The organism is Bacillus sp. EB106-08-02-XG196 (genome assembly GCF_013396335.1).
In the GTDB taxonomy this organism is placed as follows: Bacteria; Bacillota; Bacilli; order Bacillales; family Cytobacillaceae; genus Neobacillus.
The window spans coordinates 161852-175221 of sequence record NZ_JABWSY010000007.1 but is presented as its reverse complement, the minus strand read 5'-3'; the positions used below and the strand labels follow the sequence as shown (position 1 = coordinate 175221).

15 protein-coding genes are annotated in these 13370 nt (G+C 37.1%); 8 read left to right on the top strand and 7 right to left on the bottom strand.

The features are described from left to right. Nucleotides 1-43 precede the first annotated feature (43 nt). Nucleotides 44-1267, bottom strand: coding sequence for an NAD(P)/FAD-dependent oxidoreductase (locus tag MLOOGBEN_RS12980; RefSeq protein WP_179158674.1), 1224 nt, complete (start codon nucleotides 1265-1267; stop codon nucleotides 44-46). 295 nt (nucleotides 1268-1562) lie between these two features. Between MLOOGBEN_RS12980 and MLOOGBEN_RS12975 the strand changes: the two genes are divergently transcribed. Together MLOOGBEN_RS12975 and MLOOGBEN_RS29225 are read left to right on the top strand one after the other, a co-directional pair. Continuing rightward, entirely contained in the window at nucleotides 1563-2147 is a 585-nt protein-coding gene (locus MLOOGBEN_RS12975; protein ID WP_179158673.1) for a hypothetical protein, read from the top strand. Between the two features lie 19 nt (nucleotides 2148-2166). Further along, on the top strand, nucleotides 2167-2292 hold the full coding sequence (locus MLOOGBEN_RS29225; RefSeq protein WP_256989071.1) for a hypothetical protein: 126 nt from the start codon (nucleotides 2167-2169) through the stop codon (nucleotides 2290-2292). A 35-nt stretch (nucleotides 2293-2327) separates the two neighbouring features. Here MLOOGBEN_RS29225 and tatA read toward each other — a convergent pair whose 3' ends face one another. Then, the gene (gene tatA / locus MLOOGBEN_RS12970) at nucleotides 2328-2543 is read right to left on the bottom strand and encodes a twin-arginine translocase TatA/TatE family subunit (RefSeq protein WP_179158672.1); all 216 of its coding nucleotides are present in this window, start codon (nucleotides 2541-2543) and stop codon (nucleotides 2328-2330) included. Nucleotides 2544-2564: 21 nt separating this feature from the next. Then, nucleotides 2565-3587: a M42 family metallopeptidase gene (locus tag MLOOGBEN_RS12965; protein WP_179158787.1), complete on the bottom strand. Its 1023-nt coding sequence runs from the start codon at nucleotides 3585-3587 to the stop codon at nucleotides 2565-2567. A gap of 313 nt (nucleotides 3588-3900) precedes the next feature. Between MLOOGBEN_RS12965 and MLOOGBEN_RS12960 the strand changes: the two genes are divergently transcribed. Further along, nucleotides 3901-4134, top strand: coding sequence for a hypothetical protein (locus MLOOGBEN_RS12960; RefSeq protein WP_256989070.1), 234 nt, complete (start codon nucleotides 3901-3903; stop codon nucleotides 4132-4134). A gap of 33 nt (nucleotides 4135-4167) precedes the next feature. On the opposite strand, the gene corA is transcribed toward MLOOGBEN_RS12960, so the two are convergent. Next, complete coding sequence (gene corA, locus MLOOGBEN_RS12955) at nucleotides 4168-5118, bottom strand: magnesium/cobalt transporter CorA (RefSeq protein WP_179158670.1); 951 nt, start codon at nucleotides 5116-5118, stop codon at nucleotides 4168-4170. 131 nt (nucleotides 5119-5249) lie between these two features. Then, on the bottom strand, nucleotides 5250-6428 hold the full coding sequence (locus MLOOGBEN_RS12950; protein ID WP_179158669.1) for a TIGR04053 family radical SAM/SPASM domain-containing protein: 1179 nt from the start codon (nucleotides 6426-6428) through the stop codon (nucleotides 5250-5252). A 344-nt stretch (nucleotides 6429-6772) separates the two neighbouring features. Here MLOOGBEN_RS12950 and MLOOGBEN_RS12945 point away from each other — a divergent pair, with 344 nt between their 5' ends. Next, nucleotides 6773-7402 carry a TVP38/TMEM64 family protein gene (locus MLOOGBEN_RS12945; RefSeq protein WP_179158668.1) on the top strand — a complete coding sequence of 210 codons (630 nt, stop codon included), beginning with the start codon at nucleotides 6773-6775 and terminating at the stop codon, nucleotides 7400-7402. On the opposite strand, the gene MLOOGBEN_RS12940 is transcribed toward MLOOGBEN_RS12945, so the two are convergent. After that, a complete protein-coding gene (locus MLOOGBEN_RS12940; RefSeq protein WP_179158667.1) occupies nucleotides 7399-7746 on the bottom strand; it encodes a hypothetical protein in 348 nt (115 codons plus the stop codon). The two genes, MLOOGBEN_RS12945 and MLOOGBEN_RS12940, sit on opposite strands and share 4 nt — an antisense overlap. Nucleotides 7747-7862: 116 nt before the next feature. On the opposite strand from MLOOGBEN_RS12940, the gene MLOOGBEN_RS12935 reads away from it, so the two are divergent. The 3 genes from MLOOGBEN_RS12935 (at nucleotide 7863) to trhA (ending at nucleotide 9987) form a co-directional block, all read left to right on the top strand. Continuing rightward, entirely contained in the window at nucleotides 7863-8306 is a 444-nt protein-coding gene (locus MLOOGBEN_RS12935; protein WP_179158666.1) for a GNAT family N-acetyltransferase, read from the top strand. Between the two features lie 68 nt (nucleotides 8307-8374). After that, nucleotides 8375-8980, top strand: coding sequence for a LysE/ArgO family amino acid transporter (locus tag MLOOGBEN_RS12930; protein WP_179158665.1), 606 nt, complete (start codon nucleotides 8375-8377; stop codon nucleotides 8978-8980). Between the two features lie 356 nt (nucleotides 8981-9336). Next, complete coding sequence (trhA, locus tag MLOOGBEN_RS12925; protein ID WP_179158664.1) at nucleotides 9337-9987, top strand: PAQR family membrane homeostasis protein TrhA; 651 nt, start codon at nucleotides 9337-9339, stop codon at nucleotides 9985-9987. Between the two features lie 46 nt (nucleotides 9988-10033). Here the strand turns inward: trhA and MLOOGBEN_RS12920 are convergent, their stop codons facing one another. Then, a complete protein-coding gene (locus MLOOGBEN_RS12920; RefSeq protein ID WP_179158663.1) occupies nucleotides 10034-12103 on the bottom strand; it encodes a peptidoglycan D,D-transpeptidase FtsI family protein in 2070 nt (689 codons plus the stop codon). Between the two features lie 434 nt (nucleotides 12104-12537). Between MLOOGBEN_RS12920 and MLOOGBEN_RS12915 the strand changes: the two genes are divergently transcribed. Next, nucleotides 12538-13326, top strand: a complete 789-nt coding sequence (locus MLOOGBEN_RS12915) for a TerC family protein (RefSeq protein WP_179158662.1) — start codon at nucleotides 12538-12540, stop codon at nucleotides 13324-13326. Nucleotides 13327-13370: the final 44 nt, after the last annotated feature.

Here is a 13370-nt window from a genome sequence, read left to right as displayed (position 1 = left end):
AATGGGAAGAAGGAGAGGGATTCCTTTTCCATTGTTTTAGCATTTACTGATTTGCTGTCATTTTTACTGGTTCTTTACTTACTCCAAAGTGCTGTTTAATGATGAGGGAAGGTCCGCCAAGGTTTAATAAATAGCGGGCTTCAATTACTTGTTTCATGAAAGCACCAAATAATCCAGATAGTCTAAAGTTTCCAACCTTCCCTACTGCAGCAAAGGTTCCAATTGATGCAACAGATCCTTTATGGTGATATTCAAAAGCTTTCAAGCTTCCTCCTCTTAATGCTGCAACAATATTCTTCGCACAAACATCAGCTTCTTGCAGGGCAACCTGTGCTGTTGGAGGGAGAGCATTTTTATCATCCTTCATGAATAAAGAACAGTCACCAATACTAAAGATGTTTTTTCTACCATTAACTCGAAGGAACGAGTCAACTGGGAGTTTGCCTTTTACAATCGGTAAGCCGCAATTTTGAACAATCTCATTGCCTTTCACACCACAAGACCAAATTAATGTACGAGTTGGAATCTCGATATTATCTTCAAGTACAACCTTCTCAGGTGTACATTCTAAGATTTTGGTTGCCGTATACATTTGAATATTAAACTTTTCTAGCACTTCAGTTGTATATTGGATGGACTCCTTAGGGAAAAACGGAATAACAGATGCAGCAGCCTCTACTGCAACAATTTTTACATCTTCATAAGGAACTTCATATTTTTTACAAAGCTTAGGAAGCCCCTCTGCTAATTCACCTAACATTTCGATTCCTGTAAATCCGCCGCCAGCTACAACAAACGTCAGGCGTGATGGATCTTTGTCATCTTTATAAAGAGATAATTGTCTAATAATTTGATTATAAATAGCTTTTGTACTTCTAAAGCTGCGGATGGCAAAAGCATGTTCCTTAATACCAGGAATCCCGAATGTTTCAATATCAAAGCCTAAAGCGATTAATAGGTAATCATACTCTACCGTTTCGCCACCCTCAAGGTGTACTGTTTGCTTGGAAACATCAACACCAGTAACATTGCCTTTTTTAAAATTTGTTTTTAGAGGATTTATTAACTCAGGAATTTCCATCGCAATTTGACGATCAGCAGCAGTACCTGCTCCAGTTTTATGGAGTTGAGTCGTGATGTAGTGGTATTCATGTTTATTAATTAATTCAACGTCTGCTTCACCAGACTTAAGTAACTTTTCTAACTTCTTACTTGTGATAATACCGCCGTAACCTGCTCCTAAGATCACTATTTTTGGTTTGCTCATTTTAATGCATCTCCCTAATTATAAAAAAGTTTATCTATCTATGATAATTTTGTGAAATCTTTCACAAAAACTTGTAAAAAATATAGAGCGATTTGCTCTATATTATTGTGAATAATTTCACATATTTTCTATATTCTTAGAATACGATATCCCCTATGAAGAAACAAGTAGTATATAACATTAAAATTTGTCGAATTGGTAAATTTTTTTCGACTTACAGGGAATGATAAATTCGTGCCAATTTAAAAACTGGTTAAATATTTAAAGAATATAGCAAGAAAGAAGGAGAATAGCTATGAAAAAAAGAATGTTGATGATCATGCTAGGATTAATACTAGCGATGCCAGTTTTTGTATCTGCGAATGTACAAACGCCAGGTGGAAGTGAAAAACCAGCAGTACCAGGCTCTCAGGATAAAGATGGAGAGAAGGAAACAGAAGAATGTGATTGTGAAAAACAGGAGCATACTCACAAAGACTGGCAGGCAAAAATGGCGGAGCGTGAACAAAGGCTGCTAGGATGGGTGGATCAATATACCCCTGATAAAAAAGCAGAATGGACAAAGGTATTAGCAGAGAAAAAGGAATTAAGAAACAAGTGGTTAAGTCCTGAAAATGCTGAGAAACGTGAAAAGTGGAAGCAAGAAAAAATGACGAAGATTCAAGAGTTAAAGAAACAGCTAGATGAAGGAAAAATAACAAAAGAGGAATTTGTTCAAAAAGCTCACGGCGGGAAAGCAATGGGTCATTGGAAAACCTTCCATGACCTAAAGTCTGCAGTAGAGACGAAAAATGATAAGCGGGCAGCAGAATTATTAAATCAACTTCTCGATCAGTCTAAACAACATAATGAAAAGATAAAGACCATGTTAGCAGAATAGAATTGTGGAGTTGAATCACTTGGCAAGAAATCGATTATTAATGACCACAGCTGCACTAGGGGCAGCATACCTATTGAGAAATGATAAAGCAAGGAAGAAAATAATAAACCAACTTCAAAACTTTGCGGATAAATCGCGAAGATAAAAAATGCAAGCTGCAACAGTGCAGCTTGCATTTTTTTATTTTTTTAATTCAATCTTTTCTTTCTGTGCCTCTTTTAGATCATCCTTAAATTCTTCCTTAATGTCATTCGTAATTCCATCTGTAGCACGCTTGAATTCACGAATGGATTTACCAAATGCACGGCCAATTTCAGGCAGTTTATTCGGTCCAAAGACAATTAAGGCAAGCACTAGAATTAAGATTAATCCGGGTACACCAATGTTAGAAAACATACCGAATCTCCTTTTAAAATATTAAAAAACTAGATTAGATTGTACGTAATGTAATAAAAGCTTTGCTGTATTTTCAATCGATGATTCGTGAGTTCGTTCAAAAGCATGGGAGGAATCGATTCCAGGACCTATTAACCCGTGTACGATGTCATGCCCAGCGCGAATGGCTGCTGAGGCATCCGATCCATAGAAGGGGTAGATATCGAGTTTGTACTCAATATTGTTTTCTTCAGCAAGCCGTATTAAATTCTTGCGAAGTTCGTAATGATAGGGTCCACTTGCATCCTTTACACAAATAGAAACTGTGTATTCATCGGTTGATTGTCCATCGCCCATAGCCCCCATATCAACGGCCAAGTACTCGACGGTTTCAGGTGTGATATTGGAATTACCACCATATCCGATTTCTTCATTGTTCGAGATTAAGAAATGGGTGGTGTACGGCAGCTGTATGTTTTCAGTTTTTACTTGCTTAATTAACTGAAGGAGTATGGCTACACTTGCTTTATCATCTAAATGACGCGATTTAATAAATCCGCTTGGAGTTACTTCTACCCGCGGATCAAAGGAAACGAAATCGCCAACTTCAATTCCTAGTGCTCTAATATCCTCTGCATTATGTACTTTTTCGTCAATCCTGATTTCCATATTATCTTGGTTGCGCTCAGCTTTTCCAGCGTCCTTGTATACATGGACAGAGGTTTGATGCATAAGAATGGTTCCCGTTATTTTTTTTCCGCTGCTGGTTTCGATTTGGCAATATTCACCTTCAATCGAGTTAAACTTAAAGCCGCCAATCAAGTCAATTTTCAGTCTTCCGTTAGACTTAATTTCCTTTACCATAGCCCCCAGAGTATCTACGTGTGCCGTAAGCATACGATGCTGCCTAGAATCCTTTCCTTCTATAGTGGCAATAAGACCACCTTTACGGTTTCTTCTAGTTTCAACTTTTAATTCTGCCAGGTAATTTTCAACATAGGAAATGACTTCATTGGTATTCCCTGATGGACTTGGTATCGATACTAAATCCACCAGTAATTTCATTGTTTCCTCTGTATTCTTGTTTGTCAAAGCTAAATCCCCCTTCAAAATTACACTCTTTCCTATTATAACATTGTATAGAAAAATCAATCGAATTCAAAATTCGGCAACTTTTTCGTGTTCCTTGCATAGTTTAGGAAGTGTGGATTTTAAAAAAGTTGGATAAATGGTTTTGAAAATGGGTATAAAAGGAATAATTTGGAATTATTAAATAATTTATAGCTTATGGGGGAGAAAAATGACCAGATTCGAACTATATCACCAAAAAACGAAGCAATTTTCCTGGAAGGGACCATTTTTTTTCATTTTAATGTGTATGATATTGAGCGTGGGTTTTTTCGTGTTTCGGTATTATTATCTAAGTACAATAAAAATTGAATCACCTGAAGAAAATCTGGGGTCCCAAGTTGTCATCCATCTTCCAGATGGAAAAGAGGTTTTTACCTATGAGAATTATATTTTCGAAAAGGATGGAAGAACTTACTATAAGGGTGAGCGGAATACCATTGATTTAACAGGGGGTACGGTTACGTACGAAAATTGGGAATAACAGAAAAAAAGACTAAGCGGCCTAGTCTTTTTTTTATTTGAACCATCCCTTCTTTTTAAACCATAGAGACATTCCTAATACTACTAAAAACATTAAGAATAAAGTGGAAAAATAACCATATTTCCATGTTAATTCAGGCATGTAGTGAAAGTTCATCCCATATATTCCCGCGATAAAGGTAAGAGGCATAAAAAGGGTAGTAATAACAGTAAGGACCTTCATGACATGGTTTGTTTGATGTGAATTTAGAGAAATATAGCTATCTCGGATATCAGACGCTAATTCTCGATTCGCTTCAACCATTTCGGTTAATTTTAACAGATGATCATGGATATCAGAGAAATACTCAATTTTTATCTGCATTTTGGTCATCCGTTGTGAATTAATAATTCGATATACCAAATCTCTCATTGGTGTAACGGTATGTCTTAAAGCTAAAAGGTGGTGTCTTGTATCGAAAAGATCCTCTAATAAGGCCTCCATTGATCTCCCCTTAGAATTCTCATCTAATTCATTTAATGTATCATCCACTTGATAGACAAGCGGGAAATAATTATCCACCATTTTGTCTAAGACATGATATAACACTTGTGATGGATTCCACTTTCTAGCCTTTGATGAAAGAGATAATCTGTCCCATACTTCATCAATCTCAGTTGATGGATTATGATGAAAGGTAACAATATAATTTTCTGCAAGGAAAAAATCAATTTCTTCTTTTGTTAAGGTGAGTGGGTTTAGAGCTTGTGTAACAAAAAAAGTATTATCCTCATAGTAGTCTAGCTTTGGTCGCTGCAGTGTAAAGATACAATCCTCGATTGCTAATGGGTGAAAGTGAAGGGGATCATTTAGAACCTCAATTTCACTTTGAGAGGGCTGCCCAAAATCAATCCAATACCATAAATAATTACCTTGGACTAACTCAGTGGGGCTCAAATCATGAATCAATTGATAATTTTCGTTAACGGCAATGGTTTTTATCATATTTAACACCTTATTCATTCTACAGAATTTAAAAATGATCTACATATATAATCATAACGATAAAAGGTGATATTTTCAAAACAGGATTAGTGGAATAATAAAGGCATTCCAAATGGGATGCCTTTAGTTTCTTATACAGTTTGTTCTGATTTTTTTCTCATTGTTTGAGGGATATAAACGCAGAAAGGTTCGCTTTCCATATAGTCTCCTGTTACGGCATAAGTTCTTGAACGAGATCCGCCACAAATTTTGTTGTATTCACATACACCGCATTTTCCCTTATAGTTGTCTGGCTGTCTAAGGTCTTTAAATACTTTTGCTTCACGATAAATTTCGGCTAACGGGGTTTCACGGATATTTCCGCCGACAATAGGCAGCAAGCCGCTTGGCATGACATCTCCAATATGGTTAACGAAGACAAAGCCATTTCCGTCATTTACACCTTTTGGTGCACGTTTTAAACCATCGTGCATCGAAGCAAAATCAGTGGTGATAGAGTCTTCGTAGCGAATTTCACCTTTTTCAATAACATGGTCACGTGCTTTTTCTTGTAAAACAACTCGACGGTAATGTTGTGCAGCAGTTGTTTTTATATCGTAAGGAGCTATTTTACTTAATTGGTACAACCAACGGAATACTTTTTCATGCTCTGCAGGTGTGATACACGCATCAATTTGACCTCGTCCGGTTGGAACGAGTAAGAAAATATACCACATGACGGCGCCAAGCTCTTCAATTAGTTTAGACATTTCTTCAAGATGGTCGTAATTGTAACGAGAGATAACAGTATTTATTTGTAAAGGCATTTTTAATTCATTTAAGTATTTTATTTTTTCAAGTGTCAGGTCAAAGGAACCAGGTACGCCGCGGAATTTATCGTGAATTTCAGCAGTCGGTGCGTCAAGGCTAAAGCCCCAGCGGGAAAGGCCGACATCTTTAGCACGTTCCATTCTTTCTTTCGTAACATTTGGGGTTGCGCTTGGTGTCATCGAAACTCGCATGCCTTTCTTAACTGCATAATCTGCAAGCTCAAAAAGGTCCTCTCTCATCATACAATCTCCGCCTGAGAAAACGAGCATTGGATTGTCCATTTCATAAATTTGATCAATTAAATTAATTCCTTCTTCATGCGTTAATTCACGAGGATCTGGAGTTAACTGGGCATCAGCTCGGCAGTGTACACACTTTAACTCACATGCGCGCGTTACTTCCCAAATTACAATAAAGGGGTTTACATCATAATCAATGCCCTTGCTTACTCCGTGTGGATGTCCCATTGCGTGTGGGTGTCCTTTTCCTATTGCTTGCATTGTCATCACCAAGATTCATTAAATTTTTTAAGAACAATTATAATCATTAAAAATGTTTCTATGTGTTTATTATAGGTCTCTCTTTTCGTTGTGCATGAAAGGATTGTTACAATATTTCATAAGGTTTGTTACAATATTTCTACATTCCTTTTTCTAAAAACTACCAAACTACTACTATTTATTGTATTTTTAATAGATATTGTGATCGGAAATCCTTGATGGATAAGGGTTGATCTAACGATAGCGGTCTTTTTTTGTTCAAAAAATCTGAATACTTATGGTTTATGTAAAGGGCATTTACCTTTATACTTAACTATGAAGAGTAAATTAGATAGGAGAAATTGATGGTTAAAAGAATCCTAAGCCTATCATTATTATTGATTGTCATTGCAATTGGTTTTTTTCAAAAAGATGAACTGCTTACAATAATGAAGGCAGGCGGAGTGTTTTCTATTTTCATTAGCATGCTGTTTGTTGCCATATGCGTCTTTTTTCCTGTCATTCCTTTTCCTGTCCTAGCTGGTCTTATTGGCGGAGTATTTGGAACCACTCAAGGAGTGATCGTTTCCTTAACGGGAGCAATGGCTGGAACAATAGGTTTCTTCTATTTAAGCAGGTACGGTTTCCGGGATTATGCACAATCTAAGTTAAAGAATTATCCGAAAGCTCAGGAATATGAGAAGTTTCTTGATAGAAATTCCTTTGTTGCTATCCTAACCTGCCGACTGATTCCAATCATCCCAGCGCCTGTTGTCAACATTATTTGTGGTTTAAGTAACGTGAATTGGCTGATATTTTTTGCCGCTTCAACGATAGGGAAAATACCAAACATATTGATTTTATCCTATGCGGGTGCTTCTTTTAGCAGCAATAAGTTATTTTCTTTTGTTTTATATGGGTGTTATATTCTCATTATTTTCATTATTAACTTTTTCATAATTTATCGTAAAATGGCTAAAGGATCATTGGACTAAACAATGTATTTTACTGGGAGGTCTTTTTCTTCAATTGTAATGACTTCTTTAAAGAAGCTTTTTAAAATGAACCATCGTGCTGGATACGAATTAATAAAATCTTCCATCACGAAAGGAGAGTACTGAACCAAACAATCAAGATAGTTTTTATGCTTTTTTAGATCATGTAACAGCGCGTGTGGAATCGTGTAGTAGTCATAAAGTTGGTATGGATTTAACTTAACGACTTCGATTTTATGCTGTTGAATGTAAGGTAATATAGATTGTTCTTGGAGTTTAAAGCTTTCTTCCTTCGAAAGCCCATTTAATCTTATCCTATCATTAATAAAATAGATTCCCTTCATGCCATGACACCTCTTTCTTCTAGTGTTTGGTATTGTTATTGACAGGCAAGGAAGGAAGTATACTTCAGATACAACAAGATAGTAGTTTATCCCTAATTTATGGAAGGTGATGGAAGATGTCTAGTTGGGAAAAGGCTGGTTTTACTATTAGTACAGATAAGCAATATCTTGATACTGATGTGATTCACCATTTTTTAAGTGTTGATTCTTACTGGGCCAAAGGTATTACGATTGAAAAAGTAAAGAAATCGATAGAGAAATCCTCGATTTGCTTTGGAATGTATGAGGGAGATCCTGCAAAAGGGGATGCAAAGCAAATTGGTTTTGTCCGGGCGGTAACTGATTTTGTAAGATTCGCTTGGATTATGGATGTATTTGTCCTTCCTGAATATAGGGGAAGAGGCTTATCGAAATGGATGGTGGAAACGATGGTGGAGCAATCCGAACTAAAAGACGTTCGGAAAATGATGTTATGTACTTTCGATGCCCATGGTCTTTATGAACAATACGGTTTTCAGACACTCGATGACCCAGAGATTTTTATGCAAAGAAAAATATAATGTATCGTCAAAAAGGCTGTCTGCTCATTTAGTAGACAGCGAGTATTATTATGTTTAGGAGAGACAGGATGATAAGTGCTGCCATTCATGGATTTATTTTAGCCTTCGGACTGATTTTACCTTTAGGGGTACAAAATGTATTTGTATTTAATCAGGGTGCCTTACAGCCAAAATGGACTAATGCATTACCAGTGGTTTTAACAGCTGCACTTTGTGATACACTCTTAATTTCGTTGGCTGTTTTAGGAATTTCCGCAGTTGTCTTAGAAATCAACTTTTTAAAAACAGCATTGAGTGTAATTGGGATTGCTTTTTTAGTATATATGGGCTATGTAACATGGAAAAGTAAACCTAGTACAGAGGAGAATAGTGGTCAACTATTTACAGCGCAAAAACAAATTACCTTTGCTGCGTCTGTTTCATTGTTAAATCCACATGCCATAATGGATACAATTGGAGTAATCGGAACAAGTTCAATAGCGTACACAGGAATAGAAAAGGCAGTCTTTACTATGGTATGTATTTTCGTTTCTTGGTTATGGTTTTTTGGATTATCCGTCGTTGGCAGATTGGTAGGAAAACTTGATCAAACGGGACAATTCATTAACACGTTAAACAAAATATCTGCTGTAATCATGTGGGGAACAGCGGTATACCTAGTGTTTTCGTTTTAAAAAATTTACCCGGCAAATTGCCGGGTATGGGTAAAGAATCTATAAAATAAAAGGGGGGAGGATTGGTCCTGTTACTGAACCTGTAATTTATCTTAACGAAAAAATATGAACAAACTATGAATGAATAATTAATAGATTGGTAAATCTGTGGAGGGGAATATAATGAAAGACTTCCATTTCTGCGCCACCTGCAGGCATTTTAAAGCGGAAAGAAAATCAGATGGTATGATTTATTACTGCAGTCGTTTAGGGTTTGAAACCAAAACTAATTATAAATTTAACTGTTGGAGTCCAAAAAAGAGCATAATAGACTTAATGAAGAAATTGAAGAAGAGTTAAAAAAGGAGCTTTGAGAAATGGCAAACACACATGTATTTTCACGGAAAGAGGAAGTTGCCAATTCGATTACGCACGGAATTGGTGCCATGCTTAGTATTGCTGCTTTGGTCATATTAATTGTCTTTTCCACACTCTACGGAACGGCATGGCACATTGTTAGCTTTACGATTTATGGAGCCTCCATGTTCATTTTGTATATGTCATCAACTTTGGTACATAGTTTTCCTGAAGGTAAAGCAAAAGACATATTTGAAATCTTTGACCATTCCTCTATCTACTTTTATATTGCTGGAACTTATACACCATTTCTGCTCATTGTAATTAGAGGTCCTTTAGGCTGGTCATTGTTCGGTATCGTTTGGGGACTCGCAATTGCCGGGACGGTATTCAAGTGTTTTTTTACAAAAAAATACTTATTTACATCCACCATTCTTTACGTTGTCATGGGGTGGATGATGGTTTTCGTGTGGAATCCACTAGCGGCCAAGCTTCCCTCCGAAGGGATGACATTATTAATGATTGGCGGTCTTCTCTATACCTTTGGGGCAATTTTTTATGTTTGGCGCGGGTTCCGCTACCACCACGCAATCTGGCACCTCTTTGTAATCGCAGCAACTGTGCTTCACTTTTTCTGCGTATTGTTTTATGTATTACCAATTAAATTGTGAATTGAAAAAGGCGTCTGGTTAAAAAATACCAGACGCCTTTTTCTAATTAATTGTTCTTCATGGAAAAGTAAGTATCCATCACTCTTCGACCGATAAGAAAGTTTGCTCCGTTATCGGTGGTTCCTTGGTAGGCCCAAGGGACAATCACAGCCATTGCCACTTCAGGATTAGCGCTCGGTGCATAAGTAACTAAGCTTAAATTCATAACCGGAGGAGGCTCCTTACCGAAATTAGCGCGTAATGGTCCATCATAAAATGCCTCCGCCGTACCAGTTTTTCCTGCAGGAGAGTAGGAGACGCCGGTAAAACGTTTATATGCTGTTCCCCCTGGCTCCTGGAATACTTTCTTGAAGCCTAATTGAACCCGGTCCATCCCCGGAGGTTCAGCATCGATCGTATTAAGGACAGTTGGTTTAATTTCTTGAAAAACAGGACCAATTTCATCTGTATGATTATCGATAGGCTCTCGTATTTCCTTTACAATATGCGGTTTCATCCTTTTTCCGCCATTTGCAATGGTTGAAATATATTGTGCTAACTGCATTGGAGAATACGTATCATATTGTCCAATAACTAAGTCCATTATATGACCAGGGAGTCGGCTTGGCCCTTTTAGTCCACTAGATTCATTTGGCAGATCAATACCTGTCCTAGAACCAAGTCCAAAGCTTGCAAAAGAAATTCGGATGATGTCAACCGTATTTGGAGCAAGGCTTAAAGGCTGCTCAAATTGGTAATTTCCTTTACCAATTCTAATGGCAGTATGGAACATATAAACGTTTGACGATAGTTTTAACGCATCGACATCATTCAGCGTTCCTAAATAGGAATAAGACTTTTTCAGTGGAGTGTCCTTGATTTTAATTCCTGTGTCATTTATTCGAGTGCCTGGTTTAATAACACCTTGTTTAAAACCAGTTAAAATCGTTGCACCCTTCACAGCAGAACCTACATTGTAGGTAGTCGTAATGGTACCTAGTGCATCGTCCTGCATTTCTAATTTTCCGGTCTCAGGATTTTTCACGATTCTTTTTCCTGCCATTGTTAAAACGGCCCCATTATTCGGATCCATTAACACGACATACGCGCGATCCAAGAGAGAGGTATTAGGCGTATTTTTCAATCCCCAGAGCTCTTCTTCAATGATTTTTTCTACAGCTTTTTGTAAATCCATATCGACGGTAAGGACGAGGTCCTTGCCTCTTTTTCCATCCGAAACCACTTCGGTTTCAATGACATTCCCTTGCTTATCTGTTATCGTTTTAACCTTTGATTTGTGTCCATGGAGTACATCTTCGTATTGCAGTTCAAGCTGGCTTTTTCCAACTCTGTCATTACGGTTGTACCCTAATGATAAGAAATGATCTAGTCGGTCTGCAGGCAGACCTTCCTCGGTTTTCGTTACGTTCCCCAGGATTGATTTTAATGTTTGATCAAAGGCATAGGACCTATCCCAGTCTGTTGTGGTGTCAACTCCTGGAAGGGATTGTAGATTTTCACTCACAATCGCAAATTCCTCAGGTGTGACATCTTCATTTTTGACAATTTGCGGGGTGAATTTATAACCGCTCGAAAATTCAAGATAAATGGACCAGACTTCTAGCTCCTCTGGCGTTAATTGACTTATTTCATTTTCCGTGATTCTTTCAATCTTTAATTTATATAAATCATTATCTTTTAATTTTTTTGCTTTAAATAAATCTAATTCTTTTTTGGTGATTTTTGCATCCGCTTTTTCCGGATTTTTGAGGATCCAAAGATCCCTTTTTTCCCGTTGCGTCATTTTATCAAAATTTTTAACAATTAATTTTGCTAAGTTTTCAGCGGTATCCAGCATCTCTTTCTGACTGGCTCCCATGTTTGTGTATGTAATCGCGCGTTTTGGAACATTGTCAACGATGACTCGGTAATTACTGTCAAACATTTTCCCCCGAGGTACAGGGTTGTTGATCGTAATATCTTCTTTTCTTTCCAACTCACGTTTGAAATTTTCCCCGTATACGATTTGAACAAATCCCAGGCGCAAAATTAGGATGGAAAATAACAAAAAAACACTGAAAAATAGCAAATTGAGGCGGAAAGGAAAATGTGATCTCTTCTTTTTCTTTTTTTCCAAATTATTTCACATCCTTTTAAACATTTTGGTTAGTATGTCCTCCTAAAAGAATTGGTAATTATTTATTATTTTACGGTTACATTTGAAGAAATGTAAAGTATTTCCTATTAGTTCTGGAGTTTATGGCAAAAGCTATATTTTGGTATTGACGATTTGTCGGTTCTATCATATAGTATTAGTAATAAAATATTTCCTTTTAAAGGGGAGTAGCTGGACAATAAAGTCGTCATTCCGAGAAGTAATTTTCTCCGGCTTTATTGGCAACGTGATGTTGTTAGCAAGACCTTTACTGCACAAACGGTAAAGGTCTTTTTGTATTTTTGTGGCCTTTACCGGGGTAAAAGCGAATTGCAGCTTTTGCCCAGGGTAAAGGCTTTTTTATTGCAGTGAAAGGGATATTTTGGAAAAAACTTACTTATTAGGAGGACTTATTGATGGACTTTTCTCTATTGCTGGAATATGGATGGGTATTGTTGGTGTTAGTGGCACTGGAAGGATTATTAGCAGCAGACAATGCCTTAGTACTTGCAATCATGGTTAAAAATCTGCCTGAAGAAGATCGAAAGAAAGCTTTGTTTTATGGTTTAGCTGGTGCGTTTGTGTTCCGATTTGTTTCATTATTTGTTATTTCTTTCCTAGTGGATGTATGGCAGGTTCAAGCGATCGGAGCCCTTTATCTGTTATTTATGGCGATTAATCATATTGTCCGTAAAGTAGCTATTAATGGAAAAGCAGAAAATAAACAGGAAGAGAAATCTGCTAAGCAAAGTGGATTTTGGACAACTGTCTTTAAGGTAGAATTAGCAGATATTGCCTTTGCGGTCGATTCCATCTTAGCTGCAGTAGCACTTGCAGTTGTGCTGCCAGAAACACCGCTTCCTAATATCGGGGGTCTAGATGGTGGAAAGTTCTTAGTTATTTTTGCTGGTGGGATTATTGGTCTAGTGATTATGCGTTTTGCTGCTAATCAATTTGTTAAGCTGTTAGAAAGAAGACCTGGATTAGAAATTGCAGCATTCGGTATTGTTGGCTGGGTAGGTGTAAAGCTTGCCGTGTACACACTTTCACATCCGTCGCTTGCGGTATTAAGTGAAGAATTTGCCCATTCAACCGAATGGAAACTAACGTTTTACGCAGTGTTAGTGGGAATTGCTGCAGCAGGCTGGTTCTTATCAAAGGATCAAGTTGTAGAAAAAGCAAAATTAGATACAAAAGCCTCATAATTTACTATCAATAAAGGAAAACTTATAATACTAAGATTTGAAAG

What these genes read in the sequence shown, in the direction of transcription:
- MLOOGBEN_RS12980 (WP_179158674.1), bottom strand. Translation starts at nt 1,267, where the DNA reads ATGAGCAAACCAAAAATAGTGATCTTAGGAGCAGGTTACGGCGGTATT.
- MLOOGBEN_RS12975 (WP_179158673.1), top strand. Translation starts at nt 1,563, where the DNA reads ATGAAAAAAAGAATGTTGATGATCATGCTAGGATTAATACTAGCGATG.
- tatA (WP_179158672.1), bottom strand. Translation starts at nt 2,543, where the DNA reads ATGTTTTCTAACATTGGTGTACCCGGATTAATCTTAATTCTAGTGCTT.
- MLOOGBEN_RS12965 (WP_179158787.1), bottom strand. Translation starts at nt 3,587, where the DNA reads ATGAAATTACTGGTGGATTTAGTATCGATACCAAGTCCATCAGGGAAT.
- MLOOGBEN_RS12960 (WP_256989070.1), top strand. Translation starts at nt 3,901, where the DNA reads ATGATATTGAGCGTGGGTTTTTTCGTGTTTCGGTATTATTATCTAAGT.
- corA (WP_179158670.1), bottom strand. Translation starts at nt 5,118, where the DNA reads ATGATAAAAACCATTGCCGTTAACGAAAATTATCAATTGATTCATGAT.
- MLOOGBEN_RS12950 (WP_179158669.1), bottom strand. Translation starts at nt 6,428, where the DNA reads ATGCAAGCAATAGGAAAAGGACACCCACACGCAATGGGACATCCACAC.
- MLOOGBEN_RS12945 (WP_179158668.1), top strand. Translation starts at nt 6,773, where the DNA reads ATGGTTAAAAGAATCCTAAGCCTATCATTATTATTGATTGTCATTGCA.
- MLOOGBEN_RS12940 (WP_179158667.1), bottom strand. Translation starts at nt 7,746, where the DNA reads ATGAAGGGAATCTATTTTATTAATGATAGGATAAGATTAAATGGGCTT.
- MLOOGBEN_RS12935 (WP_179158666.1), top strand. Translation starts at nt 7,863, where the DNA reads ATGTCTAGTTGGGAAAAGGCTGGTTTTACTATTAGTACAGATAAGCAA.
- MLOOGBEN_RS12930 (WP_179158665.1), top strand. Translation starts at nt 8,375, where the DNA reads ATGATAAGTGCTGCCATTCATGGATTTATTTTAGCCTTCGGACTGATT.
- trhA (WP_179158664.1), top strand. Translation starts at nt 9,337, where the DNA reads ATGGCAAACACACATGTATTTTCACGGAAAGAGGAAGTTGCCAATTCG.
- MLOOGBEN_RS12915 (WP_179158662.1), top strand. Translation starts at nt 12,538, where the DNA reads ATGGACTTTTCTCTATTGCTGGAATATGGATGGGTATTGTTGGTGTTA.